Source organism: Mesorhizobium sp. Root554, assembly GCF_001427025.1.
Classification (GTDB): domain Bacteria; phylum Pseudomonadota; class Alphaproteobacteria; order Rhizobiales; family Rhizobiaceae; genus Mesorhizobium.
This window is the reverse complement of the sequence record NZ_LMGA01000001.1, coordinates 220,589-236,290: the sequence shown is the minus strand read 5'-3', so window position 1 is coordinate 236,290 and position 15,702 is coordinate 220,589. Positions and strand designations below refer to the sequence as shown.

Genomic DNA, 15,702 nt, shown 5'->3' with positions numbered 1-15,702 from the left:
GACGAAAAACTAGGCCTCCTTGACCGTGTTGTCACGCGGGGCCGCCGCCCGCGCCAGCCGGTCGTTGATCGCCTCGCCAAGGCCCTGGAGAGGGATCGGTTCGACGGCAATGGTGGCCGCGCCGCTGCGGTCCAGTTCCTGCAGGAAGGCGAAGAGATTGGTGGCGGCTTCGCGCAGATCGGCCTGTTCGGACAGGTTTTTCACCGCGACAGCGTTCTGCCAGCCCGCCGCGCGGCTGGGGCCGAAAGCGAGCAGCGCCTCGCCGGGATGCACGTCGTCGACGTTCAGCCGGACGGCTGCGCCCGGCGCATAGTGCGACGCCATCATGCCCGGCGCCTCGATGCCGTGCGCGCCGCGCACGAGTTCTGTCCCAGCGGCGTCTTCCAGTTCTTCAGCCGATATGCCGCCCGGCCGCAGCAGGCGCAGGCGCCCGTCCTCGACCTTGACGATGGTGGATTCCAGACCGACCGGCGTCTGGCCACCATCGACCACAAGCGGGATTCTCGCCCCGAGATCGGCGGCGACCGCCGCGGCGGTCGTGGCGCTGATCCTGCCGGACGAATTGGCGCTCGGCGCGGCGAGCGGCCGGCCAAGGTGCGCTATCAATTCGCCGCCAAAACCCTTCGGCATCCGCAGCGCGATGGTGTCGAGACCGGCGGTGGTCAGCGGATGAATGCCGGAGCCTGCCCGCAGCGGCACAACCAATGTCAGCGGTCCCGGCCAGAATTTTTCCGCCAGCCGTTCCGAGAGGGGATCGAAGACGCCGATGCGGTGCGCCATCTCCATGTCCGCGACATGGGCGATCAGCGGATTGAAGCGCGGACGGCCCTTGGCCTCGAAGATGCGCGCCACGGCCTCGCCATTGGTGGCATCGCCGGCCAGCCCGTAAACCGTCTCGGTCGGGATCGCCACGACCTCGCCGGCCGCGAGCAACGCCGCCGCCTGTTGCAGCGCCCGCCCGCTCGTAGCGGAAATGATCTCGGCCATCGTCTGGTCCTTTCAGCCGGGTGGCTATAACGGCCACGGCCCGGCGGCAAGGGCGCGGTGGCAAATTATCAATCACTAAAAGCCTATGCTTTGCCGCAAGCCGGCATCAATCCATGCGGCCTATGGTGGGAAGACAACAAGGGAGCCAGCCTCATGCGCCGGACAGGAACGGTCCTGCTGTCGTTCGCCGCGACGATCGCGCCAACGATTTTTGGCGCGCAGGCTTCTTCATTCGTGACGCCGGGGCCGGGGGCCGAGGCGACGCCGTCGATTGTCGCGATCGGAGGCCCGCCACCCTCCCCGGCCGGCCGGCAAACGCCAGCCGCACCGGCACCCGATATTTCGGTCGCGCCAGCGCGCGCCGCGACCGCGCCCGATATCCAGACCCGGTCCGTTGTCGTGATGGGCGCGCCGGAGGTGACCGACGAGAAGGTGGCGGCCATTCCGGACAAACGCGGCGGACCGCCGGGAGCCGGACCGCTTGTGATCCGCGCCGGTATCGTCGGCGGCGCATCGTCGTCGAACCCGGCTGCGGCAATGTCTTCGGCTTCGGCGCCGGCCACCGCGCCTCAAGAGGACAAGACGCCGCTGCCTCCGAATGGCGAGCAGGGGCCCAAGAACCTGCGCGAAGCCGTGGAGGCCACGCGCTGATGTCTCAGCCGGCGATCCTGGAGAAGTCGGCGACCTGACCGGTGACGGCGCGGATGCGCGAAAGCAGCGCCAGCCGGTTGGCCCGCACCGCCGCATCCTCGTCGTTTACGAGCACGCCTTCAAAGAATGAATCAACCGGTTCACGCAATGCGCTAAGGGCAAGCATGGCGGCGGAAAAGTCTTCATTCCGAATCGCTTGCGCGGCTTCGCTCTCGGCCTGATTCACCGCGGCGAGCAGGACTTTCTCGGCATTGTCGCGGAACAACGACGGATCGACGGCAGCGGCGACCGCCGTACCTTTCTTCTCCTCGGCGGCGAGGATGTTGGCGGCGCGCTTGGTTCCGGCGAGCAGGTTCCTGCCGTCCTCGGTGTCGAGGAATGAGCCCAGCGCGGTAACGCGGCGGACGATGGCGAGNGGGGGGGGGGGGGTGCCGGACGTCTCCGTTGATTCACCCCCACCCGCGCCTATGGCGCGACCTCCCCACAAGGGGGAGGTAGGGACGCTGCCACTGGCCAGCACCGCGTCGATTAGATCGTGCCGCGCACCCTGGTCGCGCAGGTAGACTTTCAGGCGGTCGTGGAAGAAGGAGAGGAGATCAGTCGCCGCAGCGACAAAATCGTAGGGGATGGATTTTGAGGTGCGTTCACGTACTAGCAGATAAGCAATTTTTTGAGTTGTAGTGAGATCTCGCGTTTCTTTTTCGAAGAGCATGTCCTCAGTAAACCGCTGGATTGCTTGCTCGTCTGCAAAACGGTTGAGAAGAAAAACGGCCATTGGAAGCATGGCAGAATGGATTGCCGGAGACACCGATAACTTCACCCCGTTCTCGACCAAAATCCTTACCACCCCAAGCGCCGCTCTTCGCAGCGCATAGGGGTCCTTGCTGCCCGTCGGCTTCTCGTCGATGGCCCAGAAACCCACCAGCGTATCGAGCTTGTCGGCGAGCGCCACGGCCACCGAAACCGGATCGGTCGGCACGCGGTCGGACGGACCCTGCGGCTTGTAATGCTCCTCGAGCGCGGCGGCGACGGAGGGCTGCTCGCCCTGGAGAGCAGCATATTTGCGGCCCATCGCGCCCTGCAATTCGGGAAACTCGCCGACCACTTCGGTCTGCAGATCGGCCTTGGCCAGCACCGCGGCACGGTCGGCCAGATCGGGATCGGCGCCGACGACGGGCGCCAGTTCGCGCGCCAGCCGGCGGATGCGATCGACCCGCTCGCCCTGCGTGCCGAGCTTGGCATGAAAGGTGACGCCCAGATGATCGAGCCGCGCCATGCGCTGGTCGAGCGGTTTCTTCAGGTCCAGATCGAACTTCGCCGCCGAGTCCTTCAACCCGTCGAGGTCCGGCAAGTCCGACTGGTCGGTCTTCCAGAAATAGAGCGCATCGGAAAGCCGTGCGCGCACCACCTTGCCGTTGCCGTGGGCGATTTCGACGCCGCCATCGTTCGCCTCGATGTTGGCCGTGAGGAGGAAGCGGTTGGAGAGACGCCGTTCACCCTCCCCCCTGTGGGGAGGGTCGACGCGCAGCGTCGGGGTGGGGGTGCTCGGCGCTTCCTCATCCCCACCCGCGCCTTCGGCGCGACCTTCCCACAAGGGGGGGATTGAAGGGTCGGCGCAGACAAAACACTTCTGGTTCGCACGGATCGTCAGACGAATGACCTCGGCGGGGATTTCGAGAAAATCCTTTTCGAACTCGCCCATCAGCACCACCGGCCATTCGACCAGCCCCGAGACCTCCTCCAGCAGCGCGTCATCCTCGACAAGATCGAGCCCATTGGCGAAGGCGATGTTGCGGGCGTCGGCGAGGATGATCTCCTTGCGGCGGTCGGCGTCGAGCACGACCTTGGCCGCCTGCAATTTGGCGTCATAGTCATCGAAGCGGCGCACAGTGATCGGGCCGGGCGCATGGAAACGATGACCGTAGGTGACGTTGCCGGCGCGGATGCCGTCGATTTCGAAATCGACCACCACTGGCTCCTCCGTCTCCGGGCCGAAGGTGCAGACGATGGATTGCAGCGGACGCACCCAGCGCAGCGCGCCGGGCCTTGCCGAAGCCTTGCCCCAGCGCATCGATTTCGGCCACGGGAAGCTGCGGATAACCGCCGGCATCAATTCGGCGATGACCTCTTCCGCCGCCCTGCCCGGCTTCGAGATATGGGCGACGTAGAAATCGCCCTTCTTCGGATCGGAATGGACATGCGCCTCGGCCACGGAAGCGAGGCCCGCCTTGCGCAGGAAGCCCTGGACCGCTTGTTCCGGCGCTTTCGTCGATGGCCCCTTGATCTCCTCGCGCACGTCGCTGGAGCGGGCGGTGACGCCGCGAATGTCGAGCGTCAGCCGGCGAGGCGTCCAGTATTCGCGCGCCGCCTCGTAGGTCAGCCCGGCCTCGACCAGACCGTCGGTGACGAGCTTCTTCAGGTCGCCGGCGGCCTTGCGCTGCATGCGCGCCGGAATTTCCTCGGATCGAAGTTCTAGAAGCAGGTCTGGCATGGGGGCTCGCGCGGTCGTTACGGGCGCGGCATAGCAACTCGGCTCGCCGCTGTCACCCTTTTGCCGGGCCGGACGAGCCGCGTCGTGGTTTGAAGAGAAGAAATTTCACGCCGTTTGTCGGGGCCGCGCCGCGCCGCGCGTCCTAGGGGCACAGTTTCCAATGAACCGAACGCTGCGCTGAAGCGACCAACGCTCAGGCAGAGAGCTATTGGCTGAACGGCAATGAAAACGGCATCGACACTTCTTCAAATCCTCGCGCTGACCGCGTGCTTCGCGGCCCAGGCGCATGGCGCGTTCTCGATGCCGGGCGTACGCCGCGCGCTGCAGACCATGGGCGGCACGACCGTTTCGGTGACGGTGGCCACCATGGCGGACCGCATGGAGGCTTGATCTCAGTTCAGGATGACCGGATTTCCCAGCAACGGCTGAAGCTCGCGCCATTCCTCACGATATCCCGGCTGCCACGGAAACGCGCCTGATCTGGTATCGGGATAGACCATCTGCAGCACGGGGAACGATTGGCGGTCGTAGAACCAGCTGGCCCATGTCGTGTATTCGCGGTCGCGATCCGGCGCATCGGCGGCGACGAATGTCACCGGATGTCCTTCGAGGAATTCATCGTAAAACCCGCCGGCTTCCAGTGTTTGGCCAGCCTTGGCCCGCTCCGCATAATCGTTGATGACGAAATGCGCGACTTGCCGGGGCAAGCTGAAGACGATCACTTCCGGCTTGCCGGTCAATTTGTAGATGCCGCTTGAATAGGCGAAGCCCGGACCTTCATCGTTTCCGAGGACAAACATCACATGCCAGCCATGCCGCTCGATGATGTCGAGGAATTGGCGCTCGCCATCGTCGGTTGGCGCGGGCATGGTCAGGCCGCCAGGCCGCCCGCCTGGGTCAGCAGAAACGCTTCGCCGCAGGCCTTTGCAAGATTGCGCACGCGCAGGATGTAGCTCTGGCGTTCGGTCACCGAGATGACGCCGCGCGCGTCCAGGAGGTTGAAGACGTGGCTGGCCTTGATGCACTGGTCGTAGGCGGGAAACACCATGCGGTGCATCGGGCTGTTGGCGGTGGAAGGCGGTGCGCCGGCATCCAGCAGCGCCTTGCACTCGGCTTCCGCGTCCTCGAAATGGCGCAATAGCATGGCCGTGTTGGCGTGTTCGAAATTGTGCCGCGAATATTCCTGCTCGGCCTGCAGGAAGACCTCGCCATAGCTGACCCTGTCATCGCCGTCGCGACCGTTGAAATTCAAATCATAGACGTTGTCGACGCCCTGCACATACATGGCCAGACGCTCCAGCCCGTAGGTCAACTCGCCCGCCACCGGCGCGCATTCAATGCCGCAGACCTGCTGGAAATAGGTGAACTGCGAGACTTCCATGCCATCGCACCAGCATTCCCAGCCCAGTCCCCAGGCGCCGAGCGTCGGGCTTTCCCAGTCGTCCTCGACGAAGCGGATGTCATGCAGCAGCGGATCGATGCCGATCGCCTCGAGCGAGCCGAGATAAAGCTCCTGCAGGTTCGGCGGGTTGGGCTTCAGGATCACCTGGTACTGGTAATAGTGCTGCAGCCGGTTCGGGTTCTCGCCGTAGCGCCCGTCCTTGGGGCGGCGCGAAGGCTGCACATAGGCGGCGTTCCACGGCCGCGGTCCCAGCGCCCGCAGCGTCGTGGCGGGATGGAAGGTGCCGGCGCCGACTTCCATGTCATAGGGCTGGAGAATGACGCAACCATAGGCCGCCCAGTAATTGTGCAGCGTCAGGATCAGGCCCTGGAACGAGCGCTTGGGGTCCATGGGGTCGGGCTGGGTGGGGTTCACGGGCGGTCTCGGTGCAAATGAAAATGCCGCCCCTCGTAGAGGCGGCATTTTTTCACGTCAAGCTTGGGCGGCCGCATAGCATCCCCGGATGCGCGGCAAAAAGCCTACTGTACCTTGAGTTGGGCCTGCATGCCGGCCTCATAATGACCTTTGATATTGCAAAACACCAGATAGTTGCCCGCCTTGAGCGTGGCTTTCATTTCGCCGCTTGCACCCGGTTTCAGGTCGGAAACCTCTCCGAGGCTCCTGAGCTTTTTTTCGTCAACCCTGTGCCTGGCTTTGTTGAGCGGTATCGCCTCGTCGGCATTGGTCAACCGGACGAGGATCATCTCATGTTCCTCGGTCGCCGCGTCGTTCTTGACCTTGAACACGGCCGGGCCGGCGGCAACTGTCTGCTGGTCGAGCTTGAGGCTCATCGCGCCTCCGCCTTCGCCGTCCTCGACGACGTTTATGACCGTTGCAGCAAACACTGGCGACGCCAGAACTCCAAGGCCCACCATCAACGCGGAAGCGGCCATGCGATTTGCAGAAAACATCTAATCAATCCTTCTGGAAGGTTTGGGGCAGATAATTTACCCCCTACCCTTCCGCGAAGATTGGGTTCGCTTTGCGGCCTACGCGTGGCTGTTTCGAGACCGCGACAAAGGTCCGAAACAAAGCTGTCACCGGAGCCGGCTCGCCCGGCCAAAGTCAGGCCGCGCCAGAACCGGCCTCCCGATGCAGTCGCCCACGCGCTTCGGTTTCGGGCCGTCCTCAGCCTTTCGGCGTGGGTGTCGGCCCGGGCTTGGTCTTTGGTGTTTCCTGCGCGGTATTGGCTTCGATCGGCGACAGGCCCTTGAGCAGCTTCTGCTGCACGGAGGCGAGCACCGTCGGGTCCGGCTTGAGGTCGCGCGCATGGCTCCACTGGAAGGTGGCTTCCAGCTTGCGGCCGACGCGCCAGTAAGCGTCGCCGAGGTGATCGTTCAGCACCGGATCCTCCGGCTTCAGCGACACGGCGCGCTCCAACTCACGCACCGAATCCTCGAAGCGGCCGAGGCGGTAATAGGCCCAACCCAGCGAATCGACGATGTAGCCGTCGCTCGGGCGGAGATCGACCGCCTTCTGGATCATCGCCAGCGCTTCCTTGAGGTTGCTGTTCATGTCCACCCAGGAATAGCCCAGATAGTTCAGCACCTGCGGCTGATCGGGATAGAGCTCCAGCGCCTTGCGGAAATTCGGCTCGGCCTTTGGCCATTCCTTCAGCCGTTCATAGGCGATGCCGCGCTGGTAGAAGATGTTCCAGTCGGCCTTGTCGGGCGTCTTCAGGTATGAGGCGGCCTTGTCGTAGAGATCGGCGGCGGCGCGATAATCCTCCTTGGTGGAATAGACGCCGCCAAGCGCCAGATAGCCGCGCATGTCATCGGGATGCGCATCGACCAGCGCCTTCAGATGGCTGATCGCCTCGTCCTTGCGGTCGAGATCGGCAAGATTCAAGCCGAGCTGGAGGTCGGACACGGCCTTCAGCGGCGAGGAATCCGGAATGCGGCGGTAGAGCGAGATGGCCTTGTCGCCATCCTTCATCTCCTCGGCTACGCCGGCAAGCTGCACCAAGGCCGCGTCGCTATCCGGCCGCAGCGCCAGCGCATATTCGAGATAGAGCCGCACGAACGGCTCGCCGCCGCCGCGATTGAGCGCCGTGGCAAGGTCGAGCAGAATTTCCGAAGAGCCCTGCGCCGGCGTCGAAACCAGCGGCTCGACCGTCTCGCCCTTGGTGATCTTTTCGCGCAGGGCGATGATCTCCGGCTTGCCGGTGACGAAATTCTCGGCCTGGCTGATGACGGCCAGCGCCTTGTCCTTCTCGCCCTTGCGGGCAAGGAAACTGGCATAGGCCTCTGCGTTCCGAACCCAGGTTTCAGGCGCCGCGCCGCCCAGCGTGGTGTTGGCGAGGGTTTCGGAATAAATCTTGTCCGCCTTGTCCGAAAGGCCGGAGGCGTCGGCGATCAGGGCGCGATGGTAGTTCTTGAACAGTTCGAACCAGTCCGGCCCCTGCAGCTTGTCGACGAAGGCCATCGCGTCGGCGCCCTGCCCGGCTCCCTGACGCGCCCAGCCGGTCATGACGCCGGAGATCAGCTTGTCGAGATCGGATTCAAGCGAGAACTTCAGCCAGTATTCGGCCTTGGGATAGTCCTTCTTCTTCACCGCATCGACGGCGAGAGCCAGACGGGAGAAGCGCTCCACATCCGGCACTTCCTTCAGCTTGTCGGCATAGGCAAGCGATTCCTCGAAGCGACCCTGTGCGACGAGCGTCAGCATCAGGCTCTGCTGCAGGCTGACATCCTCGGGCGCGAAGGCAAGCGCCTGCTTGTAGTAGACGATGGCGTTGTCGAGGTCATTGTCTCGCTCAGCCGTGCGCGCCGCCAGGTAGGCGCCGGAAAACGAGGTGATCTCGATAGGTGCTTCGCCTTGCTTCGCCAGAACGGGCTGACTGGAAATCGCAATACCCGTCACCAGAGCCAGCCCCGAAAGCCAGCGAGCGCGTGTTAGCCGCATCGTATCCCTTTCTGCCCGGCGAGGCCCCGTGGGCCGGACCCGCCTTCGAATCCTTTATCGGGCCGAAGCATGGCCTTTTTGGGGTCGCGCTTCAACCGCGGCCCGGTTCACAATCCGGGCATCCCGCCGCCGAGGCAGGTCAGGCGGCGAGGCAGGATCGCTCCGGGTCAGGAAACGCGGCTGATGCAGAAGTCGATCACGTCGATCAGCGCCGCCTTCTGCGGCGTGCTTTCCAGCGGCGCCAGCGCGTCACGGGCGATCTCGCCGAAATGCCGGGCGCGGCCGATCGTGTCGGCGATGGCGCCGTGCCGCGTCATCAGGCCGATGGCCTTTTCCAGGCCGGCATCGTCGGCGGCGTTTTCCTCGATCGCCTTCTTCCAGAAACCGCGCTCGGCCGGCGTGCCGCGCCGGTAAGCCAGGATGACCGGCAGCGTCACCTTGCCCTCGCGGAAATCGTCGCCGACATTCTTGCCGAGGTCCGAGCTCGAGCCGCCATAATCGAGCGCATCGTCGATGAGCTGGAAGGCGAGACCGAGGTTCATGCCGTAGGAGCGCAGCGCGGCGCGGTCGGTACGCGAGGCGCCGGCGATCACCGGGCCAACCTCGGCGGCGGCCGAAAACAGCGCCGCTGTCTTCGCCTTGATGACGGCGAAATGCTCGTCCTCGGTGGTTTCGAGGTTCTTGGCGGCGGCGAGCTGCATCACCTCGCCCTCGGCGATGATGGACGCGGCGGTGGAGAGAATGTCCAGCGCGTCGAGCGAGCCGACATCGACCATCATGCGGAAGGCCTGGCCGAGCAGGAAATCGCCGACCAGCACGCTGGCCTGGTTGCCCCAGATCATGCGGGCCGTTTTCTTGCCCCGCCGCATCCCGCTTTCATCGACGACATCGTCGTGCAGCAGGGTGGCGGTGTGCATGAACTCGACGCTGGTGGCGAGCTTGACGTGGCTCTCGCCCGCGTAGCCGAACATCTGCGCCGCCGCCAGCGTCACCATAGGACGCAGGCGCTTGCCGCCCGAAGATATCAGATGGTTGGCGATCTCCGGGATCATCTCCACGTCGGAGCCCGCCTTCGACAGGATCAGCTCGTTGACGCGCGCCATGTCCTGCGCGGTCAGATCGACCAGCGCCTTTATGGTCGCGGCGTCGCGTTTTCCGCCTTCGATATTGAGAACCACACCCACAAAATTACTCCCGTCCTGATGCGTGACGGCACCCTGCCCGTCCTAGACTCTAGGCAAGGGGACTTTGGGCGGCAAGAGGCGAATTGGCGCGGCACGCCTGCCCGGGTACTGGCGGGCGTGCCCGCAAGCGTCTACATGTCCCGGACACAGGAAGTTCCGCCACGATGATCGAACTCATTCACACCAATGACGCCGTCATCATTTCATTCGTGGAATCGCTGATGCGGGACGCCGGCATCGGCTTCCTCACCGCTGACCAGAACATGAGCGTGCTGGACGGGTCGATCGGCATCCTGCCGCGGCGCATCCTGGTGGAATCCGACCGCGCCGACGAGGCGCGCCGCATCGTCAGCGATGCCGGCATCGCCCACGAGCTGCGCAAGACATGAGCGTCGGCGCGCAATCCCTGCCGGATACGCCGGCCCATACGGTCGATGCCTTCCATCGCGGCCGCTTCTGGCTGGTGCAGCCGCAGAAATCCGGCCACCGCGCCGGCATGGACGCCATGATGCTGGCGGCTTCGGTGCCGGCCTCTTTCACCGGAACTCTGGCCGATTTCGGCGCCGGCGCCGGAGCGGCCGGCCTTGCGGTACTGTCGCGCTGCAAGAATTCGACGGCCATTCTGGTCGAGCGCGCGCCCGAGATGAAGGCCTTCTGCGAGGCGACACTGGCGCACCCCGCCAACCAGCATCTGGCGGACAGGGCTTCGATCCTGGAGGCCGACGTGACGCTTGCCGGGCGGGCGCGCGAAGCGTCGGGGCTGCGCGACAATTCCGTCGATTTCGCCATCATGAACCCGCCCTTCAACGCCAGCGAAGACAGGGCTACGCCCGACGACTTGAAGCGGCAGGCGCATGTGATGGAAATCGGGTTGTTCGAAGCCTGGATCCGCAGCGCCGCCGCCGTGGTGCGGCCGCGCGGCGGGTTGGCGGTCATCGCCCGTCCGGAATCGCTGCGCGCCATTCTCGACGCCATCGACGGCCGTTTCGGCAATGCGGAATTGCTCGCCGTCCACCCGAGGGCCGACGCGGCGGCGATCCGCATCGTGGTCCGCGCCGTGCGCGGCGCGCGGGGAAAGCTTTCGCTGCGGCCGCCGCTGGTGCTTCATGAGAACGGCAGCGACCGGTTCCGCGCCGATGCCGACGCCATCAACAACGGCTTTGCAACGCTTTTCGGCGATTGACGTCGGCGCGGCATTGCCGTTCCGCTGCGAATTCCTACATGCAATTTCACCTCACAGGAAAAAACCGCTTGCGCCGCTTCCTCAATCGCCTGCTCCCGAAATCCTGGCGTTCCAGCGTCATCACCATTCCCGTCATCCGGCTGCAAGGCGCCATCATGAGCGGCGGCAGCCAGTTGCGGCCCGCCCTTTCGCTGGCCAGCACCGCCGGCCTGATCGAAAAGGCCTTCGCCTTCGAGGCACCCGCCGTCGCCATCTCGATCAATTCGCCGGGCGGCTCGCCAGTGCAGTCGCGGCTGATCTACAAGCGCATCCGCGACCTGGCGGTCGAGAAGAACAAGCGCGTGCTTGTGTTCGTCGAGGACGTCGCCGCGTCCGGCGGCTACATGATCGCGGTGGCCGGCGACGAGATCATCGCCGACCCGTCCTCCATCGTCGGCTCGATCGGCGTGGTATCGGCCTCGTTCGGTTTTCCGGAACTGATGAAGAAGATTGGCGTCGAGCGGCGCGTCCATACCGCCGGCAACAACAAGTCCGTGCTCGACCCGTTCAAGCCGGAAAAGAAGGAAGACATCGAGCGGCTGAAAGCGCTGCAGCTCGAGGTGCACGAGACGTTCATCGATCTGGTCAAGGAAAGGCGCGGCGCCAGGCTCAAGGACGATCCGGACCTGTTCACCGGCCTGTTCTGGACCGGCAAGAAGGGTCTGGAACTCGGCCTCGTCGATGCGCTCGGCGACATGCGCGGCGTGATCAAGAGCCGGTATGGGGCCAAGACCCAGCTCAAACTCGTTGCCGCGCCGCGCGGCTTCCTTGGCCGCTTCGGCCTGTTCGGATCGAATACGGGAGGTCCCGCGGCAGATATCGCGGCAGCGGCGGCGGGCGGCTTGGCCGATGTGGCGGAAGAACGCGCCCTGTGGGGACGATACGGCCTTTGAAAAGTCGCACGAAGCGTCTACCATGATCGCCTACCGACCTGATCGGCCACCCCCGACCGGCCACCCAAGGATGCCCTGAGGGAGGAGTTTTGACATGCAGCTCATTTTCTTCGCCGCCGTCGGCATCGCCGCTTATGTGGGCTACCGCTCGTTCATCCGCGAAGCCGAGCGCGTGACCGCCAAGGTGCGCCGCGCCGAGAAGCAGAACGCAACCGGGGCGAACGGAACGCTGGTCAAGGACCCGAAGACAGGCGAATACCGCCTCGCCAAGGACTGATCCTTTCCGGTGGACAGCGCCGTTTCGCCTCTGACGGGCCTCGCGCCGGCCAAGATCAATCTCGCTCTTCATGTCACCGGCAGGCTCGCCGACGGCTATCATTCGCTCGAAAGCCTGGTGGTGTTTACGCGTTTCGGCGACCGTCTTGGCGCATCGTCTTCCGAAGAGGACAAGGTCGGGATATCCGGACGCTACGGCCCGCAACTCGCCGATGACGAGAACAACCTGATTGTGAAGGCGCGCGATGCGTTGCGCCGCCAAGCCGGCTCCGACAAGGCGCCGCCCGTGCATATCACCCTGGAAAAGAACCTGCCCATCGCATCCGGGATCGGAGGCGGCTCCAGCGACGCGGCGGCGGTATTGCGAATGCTGGGGCAAGGCTGGGGCATCGAGTCTGGCCTCCTGGGCGAGGTCGCCCGCTCGCTCGGCGCCGACGTGCCGATGTGCATGGAAGCTCGACCGCTGGTTGCCCGCGGCATCGGGCAGGATACAGCCTCGGTGCAAGGCTTTCCGCAGTTGGCCCTTGTGCTGGTCAATCCGGGCGTCGCGGTCTCGACACCCGATGTGTTCGCGGCGCTGAAGCAGCGCGAAAACCCGGGCCTGCCGCCGCTGCCGAAGCAATTCGATTTCCATTCGCTGCGGAATTGGCTGGACACCACGCGCAACGACCTGGAAACACCGGCGCGCGAGCTCGAACCCGGAATCGGCAAGGTGCTGAAGACCCTGGACAAGGCAGGATCGGCCTTTTCCCGCATGTCCGGCTCGGGCGCGACCTGCTTCGGCCTCTTCGAAACCAACAATATGGCCAAGCGCGCCGCCGCCGAAATCCGCAGCCGGCAGCCGGACTGGTTCGTCGCCGCCACCCGCAGCATCGCATCGGAAGATCAGGATCATGGCCAGGACTGACGAGACGCGCGCTTTCATACCGGTTGGCATCGCTGTGCTGACCGTTTCGGACACACGCGGCCTGGCCGATGACAAATCCGGGCAGGTGCTGGCAGACCGTATCGTGGAAGCCGGACATGTGCTGGCGGCGCGCGACATCGTGACGGACGACAAGGACAAGATCCGCGACAAGGTGCTCGGCTGGTCGAAAGACGATGGCATCGACGTCGTCATCACCACCGGCGGCACCGGCTTCACCGGCCGCGACGTGACGCCGGAGGCGCTGGAGCCGATCTTCGAAAAGCGCATGGACGGCTTCTCGGAAGTCTTCCACCGCATCTCCTACGACAAGATCGGCACGGCGACGATCCAGAGCCGCGCCACCGGCGGCGTCGTCAACGCGACCTTCGTGTTCGTGCTGCCGGGTTCGCCCGGCGCCTGCAAGGACGCCTGGGACGGCATCCTCAAAGCGCAGCTCGACTACCGGCACATGCCGTGCAATTTCGTGGAGATCATGCCCCGGCTGGACGAGCACCTGCGGCGTGGCAAGAGCTAGGTTCGCTCAGGGCCTGCGGTACGCCGTCGGCGGCCCGTAGAGATAGCCGATGCGGGTGATGGCCGGCTTCAGTTCCTCGACGCTCACCATCATGGTGTGGCCGCTGGCGTGGATGATGCGCGTCGCATCCAGCATGATCGCGACATGGCCTTTCCAGAACACCAGGTCGCCGCGACGCAGGCCTGCAAGGTCGGCGCCGGGGTCGAGCAGTTCGCCGATGCTCTTCTCCTGCATGTCGGAATCGCGCAGCACGCCGCGCCCGGTCATGCGCATGGCGAGCTGGACCAGCGCCGAGCAGTCGATACCGAAACCGGACGACCCGCCCCACAGATAGGGCGTGCCGAGGAACATCTCGGCGACCGTCACATAATCCTGCGACAGCTCGGCAATGGGCCGGACATGGCGGGCGATCACCGCTTCGCCGGACGGCAGCAGCGCATAGTGCGTGCCGCGCGTCTCGGCGCTTCCGGCTATCGTCACCGCCGATCCCATGGAGAGTTCGCCGCTGCGCGGGAAGCGCAGGTCGGCACCGGGATAAACGAAGGTCCGTGCCACCGAAACGACATGCGTCGCCGCGGGTTCAAGCCCTGCGATGCTGGTGTCCGGCACGTAGCCGACATAGCCGTCCTGCTCGCCCTGCACCCAGGCCCAGCCATCGGCCTCCTCGAAAACACGCACCTCTTCGCCATAAAGGAATTGCGTGTTGACGCCGGCGTCGGGCCGCGGCGCCTTGCGCACGTCAACGACCGAAACGCCGATGCGGGCCGGGCGGCCGGCGACGAAACGCTCGGCTGTCACCTCGCCCTGCAGGCGGGCATCGGCGAGGTCGGCGCGAAAGGCATGAAGGCGGGCGTCACGCAGGGTCACAGGCAGCATCCGGGCGGTGGGGTCAGATCGGCAGTTCGAGCGCCTTGGCGATGATAGCATCGCCGAAACGCTCGACATAGAGCGCGCCGGCAACCGTGCGCTTGACGAGCACGTTGCGCTTGTCAAGCTCGTCGCGATGGCGCGACACCAGCTTCAATGCGCCCATCGTGTCCAGCGCCCGGGTGATGACCGGCTTGGTGACGTTGAGCCGCGTCGCCAGTCCCCTGATGGTATGCGGCGGCGGGTCGAGATAGATGGTCAGAAGAATGGCCATCTGGCGCATGGTGAGGTCGGGCGCGTCGTCGCGCACCTCCGACAGCATCACCTGCTGCCACAGTCGCAAGGCCTGACTCGGGCGCAACAAAATAGCCATGCGCCATCATGGCAGGGAAACGTTTCGGTTCCGTTTCAGTCTGGTCAGCCGAACCGTGCCGCGATAACGCGCTCCAGCGCACGGATGCACTGCGCCTCGCCCCCGACCGGGCAATGCGGTCGCTCGGATGGATTCCAGGCGAAGATGTCGAAATGCGCCCAGGCGGATGTCTTCTCCACGAAGCGGCGCAGGAACAGCGCGGCGACGATCGAGCCGGCGTGGCCGTCCGAGGTGACGTTGTTGATGTCGGCGATCCGGGACGACAGCTTCGCATCATAGGCGTCCCACAGCGGCATGCGCCACATCGGGTCCTCGGCCGCGGTCGCCGCGGCTGCGAGCTCGGCCGCCAGCGCGTCGTCGCCCGTGTAGAATGGCGGGACGTCTGGTCCCAGCGCGACCCGCGCCGCGCCTGTCAGCGTCGCCATGTCGATCAGCAGTTGCGGCTCGTCCTCGTCGGCCAACGCCAGCGCGTCGGCCAGCACCAGCCGCCCCTCGGCATCGGTGTTGCCGATCTCGACGGTGATGCCCTTGCGGCTCGGCAGCACATCGCCGGGGCGGAAGGCGTCGCCGGCGATGGCGTTCTCGACCGCCGGGATCAGCACCCGCAGCCGGACCTTCAGCTTGGCCGCCATGATCATCGAGGCCAGCCCCAGAACGTTGGCGGCGCCGCCCATGTCCTTCTTCATCAAAAGCATGCCGCTCGCCGGCTTGATGTCGAGGCCGCCGGTGTCGAAGCACACACCCTTGCCGACCAGCGTCACCTTCGGCGCATTCTTCGCCCCCCAGGTGAGATCGATGAGACGCGGCGCCTGCGGCGAGGCGCGGCCGACCGCATGGATCATCGGGAAATTCCTGGCCAGAAGCGCGTCGCCCTTGATGACGGAAACGCTGGCCTTGTGCGTCTTCGCCAGCGCCCGCACCGCTTTTTCCAACTCGTCCGGCCCCATGTCGTTGGTCGGCGTGTTGACGAG

Annotated in this window: 17 protein-coding genes and 2 pseudogenes; 8 read left to right on the top strand and 11 right to left on the bottom strand. The window is 65.1% G+C overall.

All coding sequences use genetic code 11. The features are described from left to right. Window positions 1-9: 9 nt before the first annotated feature. Window positions 10-987 (bottom strand): L-threonylcarbamoyladenylate synthase, encoded by a 978-nt coding sequence (locus ASD44_RS01135; protein WP_056107652.1) that lies wholly within the window; start codon window positions 985-987, stop codon window positions 10-12. Window positions 988-1,140: 153 nt separating this feature from the next. Here ASD44_RS01135 and ASD44_RS01130 point away from each other — a divergent pair, with 153 nt between their 5' ends. Then, window positions 1,141-1,638 (top strand): hypothetical protein, encoded by a 498-nt coding sequence (locus tag ASD44_RS01130; protein WP_056206685.1) that lies wholly within the window; start codon window positions 1,141-1,143, stop codon window positions 1,636-1,638. 4 nt (window positions 1,639-1,642) lie between these two features. Here ASD44_RS01130 and ASD44_RS18645 read toward each other — a convergent pair. Beyond that, window positions 1,643-2,053, bottom strand: a pseudogene (locus tag ASD44_RS18645) (DALR anticodon-binding domain-containing protein); the annotation flags it as partial. Between the two features lies 1 nt (window position 2,054). Continuing rightward, window positions 2,055-4,129 (bottom strand): glycine--tRNA ligase subunit beta (locus ASD44_RS01125; RefSeq protein ID WP_244480490.1); only part of this gene is annotated, 2,075 nt, incomplete at its 3' end. Window positions 4,130-4,351: 222 nt separating this feature from the next. On the opposite strand from ASD44_RS01125, the gene ASD44_RS18535 reads away from it, so the two are divergent. Next, window positions 4,352-4,519, top strand: coding sequence for a hypothetical protein (locus ASD44_RS18535; protein ID WP_200946392.1), 168 nt, complete (start codon window positions 4,352-4,354; stop codon window positions 4,517-4,519). A 2-nt stretch (window positions 4,520-4,521) separates the two neighbouring features. On the opposite strand, the gene ASD44_RS01120 is transcribed toward ASD44_RS18535, so the two are convergent. From ASD44_RS01120 to ASD44_RS01100, 5 genes are all read right to left on the bottom strand, one after another. Next, the gene (locus ASD44_RS01120) at window positions 4,522-4,998 is read right to left on the bottom strand and encodes a DUF4262 domain-containing protein (RefSeq protein WP_056107644.1); all 477 of its coding nucleotides are present in this window, start codon (window positions 4,996-4,998) and stop codon (window positions 4,522-4,524) included. 2 nt (window positions 4,999-5,000) lie between these two features. Beyond that, a complete protein-coding gene (locus ASD44_RS01115) occupies window positions 5,001-5,921 on the bottom strand; it encodes a glycine--tRNA ligase subunit alpha (RefSeq protein WP_056107641.1) in 921 nt (306 codons plus the stop codon). A 128-nt stretch (window positions 5,922-6,049) separates the two neighbouring features. Continuing rightward, on the bottom strand, window positions 6,050-6,463 hold the full coding sequence (locus ASD44_RS01110) for a plastocyanin/azurin family copper-binding protein (RefSeq protein WP_056107639.1): 414 nt from the start codon (window positions 6,461-6,463) through the stop codon (window positions 6,050-6,052). A gap of 235 nt (window positions 6,464-6,698) precedes the next feature. Continuing rightward, window positions 6,699-8,474, bottom strand: a complete 1,776-nt coding sequence (locus tag ASD44_RS01105; RefSeq protein ID WP_056107635.1) for a tetratricopeptide repeat protein — start codon at window positions 8,472-8,474, stop codon at window positions 6,699-6,701. Between the two features lie 167 nt (window positions 8,475-8,641). Then, window positions 8,642-9,658: a polyprenyl synthetase family protein gene (locus tag ASD44_RS01100; protein WP_056107632.1), complete on the bottom strand. Its 1,017-nt coding sequence runs from the start codon at window positions 9,656-9,658 to the stop codon at window positions 8,642-8,644. Window positions 9,659-9,822: 164 nt separating this feature from the next. On the opposite strand from ASD44_RS01100, the gene ASD44_RS01095 reads away from it, so the two are divergent. From ASD44_RS01095 to moaB, 6 genes are all read left to right on the top strand, one after another. Beyond that, the gene (locus tag ASD44_RS01095; RefSeq protein WP_056107631.1) at window positions 9,823-10,047 is read left to right on the top strand and encodes a DUF2007 domain-containing protein; all 225 of its coding nucleotides are present in this window, start codon (window positions 9,823-9,825) and stop codon (window positions 10,045-10,047) included. After that, the gene (locus ASD44_RS01090) at window positions 10,044-10,841 is read left to right on the top strand and encodes a methyltransferase (protein ID WP_056107628.1); all 798 of its coding nucleotides are present in this window, start codon (window positions 10,044-10,046) and stop codon (window positions 10,839-10,841) included. Before ASD44_RS01095 ends, ASD44_RS01090 begins: the two co-directional genes overlap by 4 nt. 68 nt (window positions 10,842-10,909) lie before the next feature. Further along, window positions 10,910-11,773, top strand: a complete 864-nt coding sequence (locus ASD44_RS01085; protein WP_056115188.1) for a S49 family peptidase — start codon at window positions 10,910-10,912, stop codon at window positions 11,771-11,773. Between the two features lie 94 nt (window positions 11,774-11,867). Then, entirely contained in the window at window positions 11,868-12,050 is a 183-nt protein-coding gene (locus tag ASD44_RS01080; protein ID WP_056107626.1) for a hypothetical protein, read from the top strand. A 9-nt stretch (window positions 12,051-12,059) separates the two neighbouring features. Next, on the top strand, window positions 12,060-12,956 hold the full coding sequence (locus ASD44_RS01075; protein WP_056107621.1) for a 4-(cytidine 5'-diphospho)-2-C-methyl-D-erythritol kinase: 897 nt from the start codon (window positions 12,060-12,062) through the stop codon (window positions 12,954-12,956). Then, complete coding sequence (gene moaB, locus ASD44_RS01070; RefSeq protein ID WP_056107620.1) at window positions 12,943-13,491, top strand: molybdenum cofactor biosynthesis protein B; 549 nt, start codon at window positions 12,943-12,945, stop codon at window positions 13,489-13,491. The genes ASD44_RS01075 and moaB overlap by 14 nt, the downstream gene beginning before the upstream one ends. A gap of 6 nt (window positions 13,492-13,497) precedes the next feature. Here moaB and ASD44_RS01065 read toward each other — a convergent pair whose 3' ends face one another. From ASD44_RS01065 to ASD44_RS01055, 3 genes and pseudogenes are all read right to left on the bottom strand, one after another. Then, window positions 13,498-14,358: an NlpC/P60 family protein gene (locus ASD44_RS01065; protein ID WP_056115185.1), complete on the bottom strand. Its 861-nt coding sequence runs from the start codon at window positions 14,356-14,358 to the stop codon at window positions 13,498-13,500. Window positions 14,359-14,380: 22 nt separating this feature from the next. Continuing rightward, window positions 14,381-14,731: a MarR family winged helix-turn-helix transcriptional regulator gene (locus ASD44_RS01060; protein ID WP_056107617.1), complete on the bottom strand. Its 351-nt coding sequence runs from the start codon at window positions 14,729-14,731 to the stop codon at window positions 14,381-14,383. A gap of 44 nt (window positions 14,732-14,775) precedes the next feature. Next, window positions 14,776-15,702, bottom strand: a pseudogene (locus tag ASD44_RS01055) (leucyl aminopeptidase family protein); the annotation flags it as partial.